The organism is Pseudomonas sp. CFII68, assembly GCF_000416195.1.
GTDB classification, from domain to species: domain Bacteria; phylum Pseudomonadota; class Gammaproteobacteria; order Pseudomonadales; family Pseudomonadaceae; genus Aquipseudomonas; species Aquipseudomonas kilonensis.
Genome location: NZ_ATLN01000088.1, coordinates 16,496 through 31,699 on the forward strand (window position 1 = coordinate 16,496; position 15,204 = coordinate 31,699).

General features: G+C 61.5%; 12 protein-coding genes. 9 read left to right on the plus strand and 3 right to left on the minus strand.

The genetic code is table 11. From position 1 onward, the window contains the following. Nucleotides 1-29: 29 nt before the first annotated feature. On the minus strand, nt 30-875 hold the full coding sequence (locus tag CFII68_RS13075) for a MoxR family ATPase (RefSeq protein WP_018607555.1): 846 nt from the start codon (nt 873-875) through the stop codon (nt 30-32). Between the two features lie 200 nt (nt 876-1,075). Here CFII68_RS13075 and CFII68_RS0126015 point away from each other — a divergent pair, with 200 nt between their 5' ends. Both CFII68_RS0126015 and CFII68_RS13070 read left to right on the plus strand, forming a co-directional pair. Continuing rightward, nucleotides 1,076-1,306, plus strand: coding sequence for a DUF4160 domain-containing protein (locus CFII68_RS0126015; protein WP_024618563.1), 231 nt, complete (start codon nt 1,076-1,078; stop codon nt 1,304-1,306). After that, the gene (locus CFII68_RS13070; protein ID WP_033062663.1) at nt 1,294-1,794 is read left to right on the plus strand and encodes a DUF2442 domain-containing protein; all 501 of its coding nucleotides are present in this window, start codon (nt 1,294-1,296) and stop codon (nt 1,792-1,794) included. Before CFII68_RS0126015 ends, CFII68_RS13070 begins: the two co-directional genes overlap by 13 nt. Here CFII68_RS13070 and CFII68_RS13065 read toward each other — a convergent pair. Beyond that, a complete protein-coding gene (locus CFII68_RS13065) occupies nt 1,791-2,867 on the minus strand; it encodes a DUF748 domain-containing protein (RefSeq protein WP_018607560.1) in 1,077 nt (358 codons plus the stop codon). The two genes, CFII68_RS13070 and CFII68_RS13065, sit on opposite strands and share 4 nt — an antisense overlap. A gap of 146 nt (nt 2,868-3,013) precedes the next feature. On the opposite strand from CFII68_RS13065, the gene cysK reads away from it, so the two are divergent. Together cysK and CFII68_RS13055 are read left to right on the plus strand one after the other, a co-directional pair. After that, complete coding sequence (gene cysK, locus CFII68_RS13060) at nt 3,014-3,988, plus strand: cysteine synthase A (protein WP_018607561.1); 975 nt, start codon at nt 3,014-3,016, stop codon at nt 3,986-3,988. 640 nt (nt 3,989-4,628) lie between these two features. Further along, on the plus strand, nt 4,629-5,492 hold the full coding sequence (locus CFII68_RS13055; protein WP_018607563.1) for a DMT family transporter: 864 nt from the start codon (nt 4,629-4,631) through the stop codon (nt 5,490-5,492). A gap of 171 nt (nt 5,493-5,663) precedes the next feature. Here CFII68_RS13055 and CFII68_RS13050 read toward each other — a convergent pair whose 3' ends face one another. After that, nucleotides 5,664-6,572, minus strand: a complete 909-nt coding sequence (locus tag CFII68_RS13050) for a DMT family transporter (protein ID WP_018607565.1) — start codon at nt 6,570-6,572, stop codon at nt 5,664-5,666. Between the two features lie 130 nt (nt 6,573-6,702). Here CFII68_RS13050 and aceK point away from each other — a divergent pair, with 130 nt between their 5' ends. From aceK to CFII68_RS13025, 5 genes are all read left to right on the plus strand, one after another. Continuing rightward, entirely contained in the window at nt 6,703-8,424 is a 1,722-nt protein-coding gene (aceK, locus tag CFII68_RS13045; protein WP_018607567.1) for a bifunctional isocitrate dehydrogenase kinase/phosphatase, read from the plus strand. Nucleotides 8,425-8,601: 177 nt separating this feature from the next. Beyond that, nucleotides 8,602-12,513 carry an ATP-dependent RNA helicase HrpA gene (hrpA, locus tag CFII68_RS13040; protein WP_018607569.1) on the plus strand — a complete coding sequence of 1,304 codons (3,912 nt, stop codon included), beginning with the start codon at nt 8,602-8,604 and terminating at the stop codon, nt 12,511-12,513. A gap of 338 nt (nt 12,514-12,851) precedes the next feature. After that, nucleotides 12,852-13,973, plus strand: a complete 1,122-nt coding sequence (locus CFII68_RS13035) for a beta-ketoacyl-ACP synthase III (protein ID WP_018607571.1) — start codon at nt 12,852-12,854, stop codon at nt 13,971-13,973. A gap of 184 nt (nt 13,974-14,157) precedes the next feature. Then, on the plus strand, nt 14,158-14,769 hold the full coding sequence (locus tag CFII68_RS13030) for an RNA polymerase sigma factor (protein WP_018607573.1): 612 nt from the start codon (nt 14,158-14,160) through the stop codon (nt 14,767-14,769). Further along, nucleotides 14,763-14,999, plus strand: coding sequence for an anti-sigma factor (locus tag CFII68_RS13025; protein WP_018607575.1), 237 nt, complete (start codon nt 14,763-14,765; stop codon nt 14,997-14,999). The genes CFII68_RS13030 and CFII68_RS13025 overlap by 7 nt, the downstream gene beginning before the upstream one ends. Nucleotides 15,000-15,204: the final 205 nt, after the last annotated feature.

Sequence of the window (15,204 nt, forward strand, 5' to 3'; positions counted from 1 at the left end):
TCGCCCTCGCTCTTGTTAGACGAAGAGGATCAGCGAGTGCCGCGACGGCTCATGAACGCCAGGCGCTCGAGCAATTGCACGTCCTGTTCGTTCTTGACCAGGGCGCCGGCCAGCGGCGGGATGGCCTTGGTCGGATCACGTTCGCGCAGCACCGCTTCGCCGATGTTGTCGGCCATCAACAGCTTGAGCCAGTCCACCAGTTCGGAAGTGGAAGGTTTTTTCTTCAGGCCCGGCACCTTGCGCACGTCGAAGAACACGTCCAGCGCTTCACTGACCAGGTCCTTCTTGATGTCCGGGTAATGCACATCGACGATTTTCTGCAGGGTGACGCGGTCGGGGAAAGCGATGTAGTGGAAGAAGCAGCGGCGCAGGAACGCGTCCGGCAGTTCCTTTTCGTTGTTGGAGGTAATGATGATGATCGGCCGTTGCTTGGCCTTGATGGTTTCGTCGGTCTCGTAGACGTAGAACTCCATCTTGTCGAGTTCCTGCAGCAGGTCGTTGGGGAACTCGATGTCGGCCTTGTCGATTTCGTCGATCAGCAGAATGACTCGCTCCTCGGAGTCGAACGCTTCCCAGAGCTTGCCCTTCTTCAGGTAATTGCGCACGTCGTGGACCTTGTCCACGCCCAACTGCGAGTCCCGCAGGCGGCTGACCGCGTCGTACTCGTAGAGGCCCTGGTGGGCCTTGGTGGTGGACTTGATGTGCCAGGTGATCAGGCGCGCGCCGAAGGATTCAGCCAGTTGTTCGGCCAGCATGGTCTTGCCGGTGCCCGGTTCGCCCTTGACCAGCAATGGTCGCTCCAGGGTGATGGCGGCGTTCACGGCCAGTTTCAGGTCATCGGTGGCCACGTAGGCGCTGGTGCCTTCGAACTTCATTCTGCAATTCCTCGAACGGTGTCGCCGGCCTGGCGAGGCGGGGCGCGGGAAATAAATATCGTGCCCGACTATAACGCGGCGCCCCGCCGACTGTGAACGCAGACGCTGTATTCAGTCTCTGAATGGGGCGTCACATGTTGACTCAGTCTTGGCGCCTTGCCAGTATTGCGTATCGCCAAATTGGCGATACGCTCGGTGGAATGTCTACTAAATATCGATTCAAAAATACGTACCGCATTCAATTGCGCGAAAGGGATCATCCACCGCCCCATGTCCACCTCACCGGTGGCGGGGTGGATGTGGTCCTGAGGCTGGACCCCGTCGAAGTGATGATGGGCCGGGCGCCGCCATTGATCATCAAGGAAGCGCTGGACTGGGTCAGCGCCCATCAAGCGCAACTGCTGGAGGATTGGCAACGATGCTACCCATGAAACGGCCACGGCTATTGGCCGTGCAGCCTTTATTGCCGTTCAGTCTGGACCTGACGTTCATTGACGGTCAGCAACTGAGGCTGGACTTGAGCGCCGATGTACAACGTTATCCAGGCTTGCAGCCTTTGCTTGAAGATGGAGCGTTTGAGGGCGCAGTCCTGGGCGACGATGGCTGGAGCGTGGAATGGCCTGCGCTGGATATCCAGATCGGTTCCGATACCTTGTATCTGGACGCACTGGCGCAGAACGCCGTGGACGAAAATACCCGCATCTTCATCGGTTGGCGCGCCCGCACGGGCCTGCCGCTGAACCAGGCGGCTGAAGCACTGGGGGTCAGCGCTCGCAGCATCAGCCGCTACAGCAGCGGTCGCGAGGCTGTGCCGCGTTCGCTGGCCTTGGCATGCCTGGGCTGGGACTCGTTGCAACGTAGCGGGGCAAGCGTGGCGGCGGAGCCGACCGGCCGTTACACCGTCACGCGCAAACCTTAGTCGGTCGACGGCGGCGGTTGTTCGTAACGGGCATTGAAGGCCTGGACGAAACCGTTGCGCAGGATCTGCAGGAAGGCTTCGAAGGCGCTGATGTCCTGCTGATGAACATTGCCGCTGAGTTCCACCCGGGTGGCGAACTGGTTCTTGCGCTGGTTCTTGAGGGCCGTTTCACCCGTGCCCACCAAGGCTTCCCAGACCGAACGGAAGATGTTCTTGTTCTGGTTCTCCACGTCCTGCTGCCAGTCGAACACATCGACATCGCGCAGCAATGGCTTGATGTAGCCGCTGAGCCTGGCGTTGTTGGCTTCGGCCTCGATCACCAGGTCGCCGTGGCCGGCATTGAAATCGAATTTGCCATAGGCCGCGGCGAAATCGTTCAGGCGCTTGAGTTCGATGTTCCTGGCCCGCAGACGGAAATCGAAATCTTCGAAATTGCTCAAGGGGTCGAAGGTGGCCTGCATCTCAAGGGGCGCGTGTTCGGCCACCAGGGCCTTGCCTTCGAAACGGGCGTCGCGCTTGCCTTTGGTGTCGACCACGTTGGTCAGGTTGTAGAAGCTGGCGTTGACGTCGGTGGCCCGCAGGTTGACCGGTGGCTTGGAGTTGAAATTGCGAAAGGTGACCTTGCCGTCCCTGATTCGCACTTCGTTGAAGGTGATGGGCAGCAGTTTGCTCAACTGCTCGCGCCAGTTGGTGCCCTGGCCAGTTTGGGAGTTCTGGCGGTTGGCGCCGCCGTCGACGAAGTTTACTTCCGGGCGGGCGAATTCCACCTCGGCCACCACCGCTTGGTCGTACCACAGCGAGTGCCAGCTCACAGACAGGTCCACCAGCGGTGCCTTGACGAACGGCACCGGGACCTTACCGTCGACCTTGACGATTTCCAGGCCGTTGATCCGGTAGGCCCCGCGCCACAGGGCCAGGTCCACGTCGGTGATCTGGCCGCGATAGTCGCCCATGTCGGCCAGTTTCTCGTTCAGGTAGTCGCGTACCAGGTAAGGCAAGGTGAAATGCAGGGTCACCAGCACCGCGACGATGGCGGCGAAAACCCACAGTGGCCAGCGGTATCGACGCTTCATGTCAGTCAGTCTCCAGCGTTTGTTGGGGAGCGCCTCCTAATGCCATTGACTGTTGCAACAACGGGAACGTTCGGTGCAACTGGACGACCATGGGCAACAGGCATACCTTTAAAGGCTTAAATTCCCGCCGCATCAAGGACCCAGCCATGAGCCGTATATTCGCTGACAACGCCCATTCCATCGGTAATACGCCACTGGTACAGATCAACCGCATTGCCCCGCGCGGCGTGACCATCCTGGCCAAGATCGAGGGGCGCAACCCAGGGTATTCGGTCAAGTGCCGGATCGGCGCGAACATGATCTGGGACGCCGAAAGCTCGGGCAAACTCAAGCCGGGCATGACGATTGTCGAACCGACGTCGGGCAACACCGGGATCGGCCTGGCGTTCGTCGCCGCCGCCCGTGGCTACAAGCTGATGCTGACTATGCCTGCCTCCATGAGCATCGAGCGGCGCAAGGTGCTCAAGGCCCTGGGCGCGGAGCTGGTGCTCACCGAGCCGGCAAAGGGGATGAAGGGGGCCATCGAGAAAGCCACCGAGATCCTGGCCAGCGATCCTGCCAAATACTTCATGCCGCAGCAGTTCGATAACCCGGCGAACCCGGCGATCCACGAAAAAACCACCGGCCCGGAAATCTGGAACGACACCGACGGCGCGGTGGATGTGCTGGTAGCGGGTGTGGGCACCGGCGGAACCATCACTGGGGTATCGCGGTATATCAAGAACACCTGTGGCAAACCGATCCTGTCGGTGGCGGTCGAGCCTGAGGTTTCGCCGGTGATTACCCAGGCGATGGCGGGCCAGGAGATCAAGCCCAGCCCCCACAAGATCCAGGGGATCGGCGCAGGATTCGTGCCGAAGAACCTCGATCTGTCGATCGTTGACCTGGTCGAGCGGGTCACTGACGACGAGTCCAAGGCCATGGCCCTGCGCTTGATGCAGGAGGAGGGCATTCTCTGCGGGATCTCTTGTGGCGCGGCGATGGCCGTGGCCGTGCGCCTGGCAGAGAAACCGGAAATGCAGGGCAAGACCATCGTCGTGATCCTGCCGGATTCGGGCGAGCGCTACCTGTCGAGCATGTTGTTCAGTGATCTGTTTACCGAGCAGGAGATTCAGCAGTAACCGTGAATTCACTGCGGTGGTGAGGGATCCCTGCTGTGGGAGCAAAGCTTGCTCGCGATAGAGGCGCCTCGGTTTCCTGGCAGACCGCATCATCTTCATCGCGGGCAAGCCTTGCTCCCACAGAAGGCCTGCCTGCAAAGGTTCATATAGCGGTGTTTTGACAGGCGTCAGCCAAGGTTCAGGTAGCGCCTGTTAGAAAGTGTTTATTGCGTTTTACTCAACAGAGAATGTTGCGTCAGACGGTTGCGGCCGGTGTTGGCTGTGGCGGTGCTGACGGCGCTTGGCCATTGGTTGTTCGTTTAAACATTGCGCAGTCCATCGAGCGCTGGTTATAGTCTGCGCTCTTCGGGTTTTCGAACCCCCCTTCAAGAGATCGGCTCATGCCTGCATCCCCTGTCATCGCGGTCGTGGTTCCAGCGTTCAACGCTGGCGTCGTGCCGTGTGGGAACCAGCAGCCTGCGCAGATCGGTCAATACCCCCCACCTGTCAGTAGCTCATCGGTGTACGCCTTCGTATCACCGCCGGGTGTTGGCATTCAGGGCTGATCGGCAACGGTTGCCGTCCCCTGTGCCCGCCTGAAAAAACTACTGGACTTCAGCTTCGGCTGAGTTGGCTTTTTGCCTGACTACAGGTGGTATCCATGTTTTCCCTTTCCAAAAACGCCTTGTTGGCGGCGGCTTCCACGAGCCTGTTCGTTTTACTGTGGAGCAGCGGGGCGATCTTTTCCAAGCTGGGCCTGGCCCACGCTTCACCCTTCGCCTTTTTGCTGATCCGTTTTGCCATCGCGCTGTCGGCGCTGGTGCTGTTGATTCCGTTGCTCAAGTTCAAGCTGCCCAAGACTGGCAAGCCGATGTTGTACGCGGCGACCACCGGGATGGTGCTGCTGGGCGCCTACCAGATCTTTTATCTGCTGGCGCTGCAAATGAGTGTCACGCCGGGGGTCATGGCAACGCTGATGGGTGTGCAACCGATCCTGACCGTGGTGCTCATGGAGCGGCAGCGTTCCTGGTCGCGGATGTTCGGCCTGGCGCTGGGTTTGGTCGGGCTGGTGATGGTGGTGTACCAGGGCATCGGCCTGGCCGGTATGTCCCTGGCCGGGATGCTCTGCGGGTTGCTGGCACTGGTGAGCATGACGGCCGGTTCGATCATGCAGAAGCGCATCACCGACAACCCACTGGGCACGCTGCCGGTGCAGTACCTGGCCGGGCTGGTGCTGTGCGCGGTGTTCGTGCCGTTCCAGCCGTTTCATTTCGAGTACAGCACGGGGTTCTTCGTGCCGGTGTTGTGGATGGGGCTGGTGGTGTCGGTGCTGGCGACGTTGTTGCTGTACCGACTGATCGCCCGCGGCAACCTGGTGAATGTCACCAGCCTGTTCTACCTGGTGCCGGCGGTGACGGCGATCATGGACTACCTGGTGTTTGGCAACCGGCTGGCGTTGTTGAGCTTGCTGGGGATGGTGCTGATCATCGTGGGGTTGGTGTTTGTGTTTCGTAAAAGCCGCTGAGTTTTGGCTGCTCGCTGACTGAACAACCGCCATCGCGGGCAAGCCTTGCTCCCACAGGTCATGTACAAGTCTTGCTCCCACAGGTGATGTACAAGCCTTGTTCCTACAGGTGATGTAGTCCTTGTGGGAGCAAGGCTTGCCCGCGATGGCATCTTGCGCTACACCGATGAACTACCGGGCAGACGCTTCAGCCGGTTTCACAACCGCAGGCTTGAGCACCAACCACAACGCCGCCGCAATCAACACCCCGCCATACAAATGCGCCATCCCCAACGGCTCATCCAGCAGCAACGCCCCCCACAGCACGCCGAACGGCGGGATCAGGAAGGTCACCGTCATCGATTTGACCGGGCCGATGGAACTGAGCAGGCGGAAATAAAGGATGTACGCCAACGCGGTACACACCAGGCCCAGCCCCAGCAATGACAACCAGACGCTCCAGCCACCCCAGCTGGCCGGTGGTTGGCTGATGACGCTGTAGCCAAACAGCGGCAGCAAGAACACCGTGGCGCCGAACATGCTGCCCAGGGCCGAGAGACGGCTGTCCAGGCCCCCTTGCTGATCGAGCCAGCGACGGGTGAGGAAACCGGCGAAGCCGTAGCAGGTGGTGGCCAGCAGGCAGGCGAGGGCGCCCATCAACAATTGCAGGTCGAACGCCACCGGGCCGGCGCGGGTCAGGATGCCGACACCGAGCAGCCCAAGGAAGACACCGCCGACCTTGGCCAGAGTAAGTTTTTCGCTGAAGAACAAGCCGCCGATCAACACCCCCATCAACGGCGTGGTGGCGTTGAAGATCGCCGAGTAACCGGCCGGCAGCACCTGGGCCGCCAGCGAATAGAACGTGGCCGGAATGCCGGAGTTGATCAGCCCCAGCCCCATCACGACCTTGAGCTTGCCGCGAAAATTCCAGTCGACGCGCATCAGGGCCAGGATCACCAGCAGTCCGACGAAGGCGATGGACACGCGAAAAAATGCCGTGGGGATGGTGCCAATGACGGGGGCGATAATGCGCATGAACAGGAAACTGGCGCCCCAGATGGCGGCCAGTGACAGTAAACGCAGGATATCGACGAGGTTCACGAGTCATTCCTTCCTTGATTGGGCGGCAAGTGTCGCCGCCCTGAATAGCGATGGCAATGGTTGCGTTGGCGCGTGATTGGCCTCTAAGCTCAGTCGCCAATAACAAGCATGACCCGCCGAGGTTTACCCTATGCCGCAGCCATGGCCCGCCCTCGAAATCGCCCGTTCGATTCTCGACGGCTTCGACGATTATCGTGAGCATTTCCGGCAGATCACCGATGGCGCTCGCGCCCGGTTCGAACAGGCCTTGTGGCTGGAGGCGCAAACGGCTTCGGCGGCGCGCATCAACTTGTATGAAGAAAAAGTCGTCGAAACCGTCGCCAGGCTGCACAACGCCTTCGATGACGAAACCCTGATGGACGTGAGCTGCTGGCCGCTGGTCAAGAGCGCCTACATCAGCCTGATCGACCTGCGCTTCGACGATGAGCTGTCGGAAACCTGGTACAACTCGATCTTCTGCGGGTTGTTCAGCCACGACCTGATCAGCGACGGCACCATGTTCATCCACACCACCCGGCCCAGTCTGCGCCGGGCCCGCGCCGCCCAGACCCGCACCTACAAACCCCAGGGGCAGTTGGACCGGATGCTGGCGAGCGTGTTCGCCGATTACCGTTTCAGCGAGGACTACGCCGATCTACCGGGTGACCTGCAGCGCCTCGAAGCGCAATTGCGCGAGAACCTGCCCGACTGGGTCTGCAAGGACCCGGAACTGACGGTGGAGTTGTTTTCTTCAGTGCTCTATCGCAACAAGGGCGCCTACCTGGTGGGCCGGATCTACACCCGCGAGGACCAATGGCCGCTGGTGATCCCGCTGTTGCACCGCGAGGGCCGAGGTATCCAGATCGATGCGCTGATTACCGACGAGGCGCAGGTGTCGATCATCTTCTCGTTCACCCGCTCGTACTTCATGGTGGACGTGCCGGTGCCGGCGGAATTCATCGGCTTTCTCAAGCGCATCCTGCCGGGCAAGCACATCGCCGAGTTGTACACCTCCATCGGTTTCTACAAGCACGGCAAGTCCGAGTTCTACCGGGCACTGATCAACCACCTGGCGAATACCGACGACCAGTTCATCATGGCCCCGGGTGTGCGTGGCATGGTCATGAGCGTGTTCACCCTGCCGGGCTTCAACACGGTATTCAAGATCATCAAGGACCGCTTCTCGCCGTCGAAAAACGTCGACCGGGCCACGGTGATCGAGAAGTACCGCCTGGTGAAAAGCGTCGACCGGGTCGGGCGCATGGCCGATACCCAGGAGTTCGCCGATTTCCGTTTTCCTCTGAGCAAGTTCGAGCCGGCCTGCCTGGATGAACTGTTGGAAGTGGCGCCGTCCACGGTGTCGGTGGAAGGCGAGACGGTGTTGATTCGCCACTGCTGGACCGAACGCCGGATGACGCCGCTGAACCTTTATCTGGAAAACGCCAACCCGGACCAGGTGCGCGAGGCGCTGGAAGACTATGGCCTGGCCATCAAGCAACTGGCGGCGGCCAATATCTTCCCCGGCGACATGCTGCTCAAGAACTTCGGCGTGACCCGCCACGGCCGCGTGGTGTTCTACGACTACGATGAAATCTGCTTCCTGACCGAAGCCAACTTCCGCCACATCCCCCAGCCCCGCACACCGGAAGACGAAATGGCCTCCGAGCCCTGGTACTCCATCGGCCCGCTGGACGTCTTCCCCGAAGAGTTCCCGCCGTTCCTGTTCGCCGACGCCGGGCAGCGCAAGCTGTTCGACCAGTTGCACGGCGAGTTGTACAACGCCGACTACTGGAAAGGCCTGCAAGAGGCGATTCGGGCAGGGAAAGTGATCGATGTGTTCCCGTATCGGCGCAAGGACCTGGACAACGAATAACCCGGCAAGAGCCCTCAAAAAAACTGTGGGAGCAAAGCTTGCTCGCGATGAAGATGACGCGGTCTCCCGGGGGACCGAGGCGCCTGTATCGCGAGCAAGCTTTGCTCCCACAGGTTTATTTGTGCGCAAATCTGCGACAATCGCCCCCTGCTCAAACCGACGACCCTTGCGTACCTGATGACTGACCAAGCCCCCGCTATCGACAAGCTGCTGAAAAACCTCGACCACGCCATGCTCGCCGACCGTCACCGGTTGCGGCGTCAGCTGCTCGAGCTGCGCAAGAAGCCCGACGAGGCCAAGCTGGCCCAGTGGGTGACGCGCATGCAGGCGTCGTGCGATCAGGTGCTGGCGCGCAAGGCGAGCCTGCCGGTGATCCGCTACGACGACAATTTGCCGATTGCCGCCAAGCGCGACGAAATCAAGGACGCGCTGCTCAAGCACCAGGTGCTGATCATTGCCGGCGAAACCGGCTCGGGCAAAACCACGCAGTTGCCGAAGATCTGCCTGGAAATCGGTCGCGGCCAGCACGGCTTGATCGGCCACACCCAACCGCGCCGGATCGCCGCGCGCAGTGTGGCGAGCCGGGTGGCCGAGGAACTGGCCACGCCCTTGGGGGCGCTGGTGGGTTATCAGGTGCGCTTCGAGGACCAGAGCGACGCCAACACCCTGATCAAGCTGATGACCGACGGCATCCTGCTGGCCGAGACCCAGAATGACCGCTACCTCGAGCGCTACGACACGATCATCGTCGACGAAGCCCACGAACGCAGCCTGAACATCGACTTCCTGCTCGGCTACCTCAAAACCCTGCTGCCGCGCCGACCGGACCTGAAAGTCATCATCACCTCGGCGACCATCGACCTGGAGCGCTTCTCCAAGCATTTCGATGACGCGCCGATCGTGGAAGTCTCCGGCCGCACCTTCCCGGTGGACACCTGGTATCGCCCGCTGACCCTGGAGCAGGACGAGGAGGGCAACCGGGTCGAGGACGACTTGACCGTCGACCAGGCGATCCTCGCCGTCCTCGACGAAATCGCCGCCTACGAGCGTAGCGAGCGGCGCAGCCCTGGGGACGTGCTGGTGTTCCTGCCGGGCGAGCGGGAAATTCGCGACGCCGCGGAGATGCTGCGCAAGGCCCAGCTCAAGCACACCGAGATTCTGCCGCTGTATGCGCGACTGTCGCCGGCCGAACAGCAGCGCATCTTCCAGTCCCACCCGGGCCGTCGTGTGGTGCTGGCGACCAACGTCGCCGAAACCTCGCTGACCGTGCCGGGCATCCGCTACGTGATCGACAGCGGCACCGCGCGCATCAGCCGCTACAGCTATCGGGCCAAGGTCCAGCGCCTGCCCATCGAAGCCATTTCCCAGGCCAGTGCCAACCAGCGCAAGGGCCGCTGCGGGCGGGTCGAGCCGGGGATCTGCGTGCGGCTGTACAGCGAAGAAGATTTTCTTGGGCGGCCGGAATTTACCGACCCGGAAATCCTGCGCACTAACTTGGCGGCGGTGATCCTGCAGATGCTGCACCTGCGCCTGGGTGAGATCACCGATTTCCCGTTCATCGAACCGCCGGATGGCAAGGCCATCAGCGACGGTTTCAATCTGCTGCAAGAATTGTCAGCGGTGGACCGCAACAGCCAGCTGACTCCGCTCGGTCGTCAGTTGGCGCGCCTGCCGGTAGACCCGCGCATGGGCCGCATGCTGCTGGAAGCGGCCAAACTGGGCAGCCTCCAGGAAGTGCTGATTGTCGCCAGCGCCATGTCGATCCAGGACCCGCGCGAGCGTCCGCCGGAGCGCCAACAGGCGGCGGACCAGGCCCACGCCCAGTGGAAGGACGCAGACTCGGACTTCGCCGGGCTGGTCAACCTGTGGCGCGGTTTCGAAGAGCAGCGCCAGGCCCTGACCGCCAGCCCGTTGCGCAACTGGTGCCGCAAGAACTTCCTCAATTACCTGCGCCTGCGCGAGTGGCGCGACTCCCATCGGCAGTTGAGCCTGATCTGCCGCGACATGCAGCTGAGCCTCAACAAAGAACCGGCCGACTTTCCGAAACTGCACAAGGCGGTGCTCTCGGGCCTGTTGAGCCAGATCGGCCAGAAAACCGAAGACGGCGACTACCTGGGCGCTCGCCAGCGGCGGTTCTGGGTCCACCCCTCGTCGGGCCTGGGCAAGAAGCGTCCGCAATGGCTGATGACCGCCGAGTTGGTGGAAACCACCAAGCTGTACGCGCGCATGGTCGCCAAGATCGAGCCGGACTGGATCGAGCCGCTGGCCGGGCACCTGATCAAGAAAAACCACTTCGAACCCCATTGGGAGAAGAAGCGCGGGCAGGTGGTGGCCTATGAGCAAATCACCCTGTTCGGGCTCATCGTCGTTGGTCGGCGGCCAGTGCATTACGGGCCGGTGGACCCGGTGGTCTCCCGTGAACTGTTCATCCGCGAGGCGTTGGTGCGCGGCGAGATCCAGTCCAAGGCCAAGTGCCTGAGCGCCAATACCCGGTTGCTGGAGCAACTCGACGAGCTGGAAGCCAAGGCCCGTCGCCGCGACATCCTGGCGGACGAGGAAACCCTGTTTGCCTTCTACGACGCGCGCTTGCCGGCCGAGATCCACCAGACCGCGACGTTCGACAGCTGGTACCGGATCAACAGCCAGAAAGACCCGCAACTGCTGATCATGCGCGAAGAAGACGTGCTGGCCCGCGAAGCCAGCGAAGTCACCGCCGCACATTACCCCGACACCTTGCGCGTCGGTGACCTGACCTTGCCGCTGAGCTATCACTTCGAGCCCAACCACCCGCGCGACGGCGTGACGTTGCGAGTGCCGGCGCCGCTGCTGCCGATGCTGCCGCCGGAACGCCTGGAATGGCTGGTGCCGGGGGTGATCGAAGCCAAGTGCATCGCCCTGGTGCGCAACCTGCCCAAGGCCTTGCGCAAGAACTTCGTGCCGGTGCCGGATTTCGTCAAGGCGGCGCTGCAACGCATCACCTTCGCCGAGGGCTCGTTGCCGCAGTCCCTGGGCCGTGAGCTGCTGCGCATGACCGGGGCGCGGGTCAGTGACGAAGCCTGGGCCGAGGCGGCCCAGCAGGTGGAAAGCCACCTGCGCATGAACCTCGAAATCGTCGACGGCCAGGGCAAGTTCCTCGGCGAGGGCCGCGACCTGGCCGAGCTGACGGCGCGTTTTGCCGAAGCCAGCCAGGCGGCCTTGGCCGTGCCGCAAACGGCGAAAAGCCAGGCACCGGTGGAGGCGAAGGTCTTCGCGCCGGTGGCCGAGAAAACCCAACAGAAGATCGCCGGGCTGTCGATGACGGTCTACCCGGCGCTGGTGGAAGAGGGCGGCGTGGTCAAGGAAGGGCGTTTCCCGACGCCGGCCGAAGCCGAGTTCCAGCATCGCCGCGCCTTGCAGCGCCTGCTGATGCAGCAATTGGCCGAATCGGCGAAGTTCCTGCGTGGCAAGCTGCCGGGGCTGACGGAGCTGGGCCTGCTGTACCGCGACCTGGGCCGCATCGACAGCCTGGTGGAAGACATCCTGCTCGCCAGCCTCGACAGTTGTGTGCTCGAAGGCGAAGCGAGCCTGCCCCGTGACGGCGCCGCACTGGCCTCCCTGGCCGAGCGCAAGCGCGGCGGCTGGACCGAGCACGCCGAGCGTCTGGCGAAACTGACCCTGGACATCCTCAAGCTCTGGCATGGCCTGCAAAAACGCTTCAAGGGCAAGATCGATCTGGCCCAGGCCGTGGCGCTGAACGATATCAAGCAGCAACTCAGCCACCTGGTGTATCCGGGCTTCGTCCGCGAAACCCCGCATCAATGGCTCAAGGAATTGCCGCGCTACCTCAAGGCCATCGAGCAACGCTTCGAGAAGCTCGGTAGCCAGGTACAGAAAGACCGGGTCTGGAGCGGCGAGCTGTCGAACCTCTGGGCCCAATACCAGGCCCGCGCCAGCAAACACGCCCAGGAAGGCAAGCGCGACCCGCAACTGGAGCTGTACCGCTGGTGGCTGGAGGAATACCGGGTGTCGCTGTTCGCCCAGCAACTGGGGACCAAGGTGCCGATCTCGGACAAGCGCCTGGGCAAGCAGTGGGGGTTGGTGGAGGGGTGATCGTACAAATTGGACAACACCACATATCCCCTGTGGGAGCGGGCTTGCTCGCGAAGGCTGTGGATCAGCTTGCATTTATAGTGAATGTACAACCGCTTTCGCGAGCAAGCCCGCTCCCACAGGGTTTTGTGTCGTAAGTAAGGGAGAATGGGCCAAACGCCAGCGTTTATGGCAAACTTCGCGGCTATAAATGCCGGTCCCGTGGTTTTGAGCTTCAATGCCTCGGGCGGATCGGAATAAAGCGATGCCAGGGCTGCTTCCCCGGATGGAAAAAGTCCCTTTGTGTATTGGTACGTCGGTACCAATACTTTCTGCCTGAACAGATCAGAGACACGACCATGCATAACGTCGTCATCAGCGGCACCGGCCTGTACACCCCGGCCAACAGCATCTCCAACGAAGAGCTGGTGCAATCTTTCAATACCTATGTCACGCAATTCAACGCCGACAACGCCGACGCCATCGCGCGCGGTGAAGTCGAGGCCTTGACCGAATCCAACGCCGCGTTCATCGAAAAGGCCTCCGGCATCAAGAGCCGCTTTGTCATGGACAAGGACGGCATCCTCGATCCACAACGCATGACCCCACGTTTGCCCGAGCGCTCCAACGACGAGTGGTCGGTGCTGTGCGAAATGGCCATCGGTGCCGCGAAACAGGCCTTGGAGCGCGCCGGCCGCACCGTCGCCGACATCGACGGGGTGATCGTCGCCTGTTCCAACCTGCAGCGTGCGTACCCGGCCATCGCCATCGAAGTCCAGGAAGCCCTGGGCATCGAAGGTTTCGGTTTCGACATGAACGTGGCCTGTTCCTCGGCGACCTTCGGTATCCAGGCTGCGGCCAACAGTGTGCAACTGGGCCAGGCCCGGGCGATCCTGATGGTCAACCCGGAAGTGTGCACCGGCCACCTGAACTTCCGTGATCGTGACAGCCACTTCATCTTCGGCGACGCGGCCACCGCCGTGATCATCGAGCGGGCGGACCTGGCGACTTCGCCGTACCAGTTCGACGTGGTCAGCACCAAGCTGCTGACCAAGTTCTCCAACAATATCCGCAACAACTTCGGCTTCCTCAACCGCGCCGCGGAAGAAGGCGCCGGTAGCCGCGACAAGCTGTTCGTCCAGGAAGGCCGCAAGGTGTTCCGCGACGTCTGCCCGATGGTGGCCGAGCTGATCGGTACCCACCTGGAAGAAAACCAGCTGAACGTTGGCGAGGTGAAGCGCTTCTGGCTGCACCAGGCCAACCTGAGCATGAACCACTTGATCGTGCGCAAACTGCTGGGACGCGAAGCCACCGAAGCGGAGGCGCCGGTGATCCTCGACCGCTACGCCAACACCAGTTCGGCGGGTTCGGTGATTGCATTCCACACATACCAGGATGACCTGCCCAGCGGCTCGGTTGCCGTACTCAGCTCGTTCGGCGCCGGTTATTCGATTGGCAGCGTGATTTTGCGCAAGCGTTGATCCACTGTTGCTGCGTCGAATTTTTTTGTGGGGGCAAGTCCTTGTGGGAGCAAAGCTTGCTCGCGAAACAGGCGACTCGGTTTATGGAGGACCGCGTCGCCTGCATCGCGGGCAAGCCTTGCTCCCACAAGTCTTGCTCCCACAAGCTGCAACAACCGCGATCTATCCAGCAATAGGGCGTTGAATGACGATCACCGATGACACCCTCTTGCTCCAACGCCTCCTGGCCGGTGAGCAGCAGGCCTACAAGGAGCTGGTCAGCGCCTACCAGAGCCCGATGCGCGCGGTGGCCTATGCCATCGTCGGCAGCCGCCATGCCGATGAAGTGGTGCAGGACGCGTGGTTGTCGGTGGTACGCAATCTCAGTGGGTTCCAGGGCCGTTCCAGCCTCAAGACCTGGCTGTTGACCATCACGGCCAACGCCGCCAAGGGGCGCTACAAGCAAAACCGCCGGGAAGTGCTGCTCGATGACCTTCCGTCCCCCCACGGTACCCTGGGCGATGATCGTTTCGCCGCCGACGGTCATTGGCTGCTGGCGCCGTTCGCCTGGCACCAGGACACGCCTGAGGCGCTGCTCACGATGAGCGAATTGCGCGATTGCCTGGAAAACACATTGCTCAGCCTGTCGGAACTGCAAGGCAGCGTGCTGACCCTGCGGGAACGTCAGGGCCTGGAACTCGACGAGATCTGTAATCTCCTGGACATCTCGCTCTCCAATGTACGCGTGCTGCTGCATCGAGCCCGACTGAAGGTCTTCGCGACTGTTGAACATTTCGAGGAAACCGGCGAATGCTGACCTGCAAGGAACAAGTGGCACGCTCCAGCGACTATCTCGACGGACAACTGAGCTTTCGTGAACGCCTGATGGTGCGCCATCACCTGATGTTCTGCCCCAATTGCCGGCGATTCATCCGCCAGATGCGGCTGATGCAGGCGACCCTCAAAAAACTGCCGCAACCACCGATTCCCGACCTGGATCACCTCGCCGAGAAACTCGCCGCCGAGCGCCGCAAAAACATCCGCTAAACCCGTAGGAGCTGTCGAGTGCAACGAGGCTGCGATCTTTCCCCTAACGATTGAGTATCAAGCGAAGAGGCAAAAGATCGCAGGCTTCGCCAGCTCCTACGGTTATTCCCATTCGAAGTAAAAAGTTCCGCTGTCATAAAATCTTTATCTGGTAGCAACTCCCCTGACACAACCCATCGCCAAGATCCCCTCCCAACACCAGCGG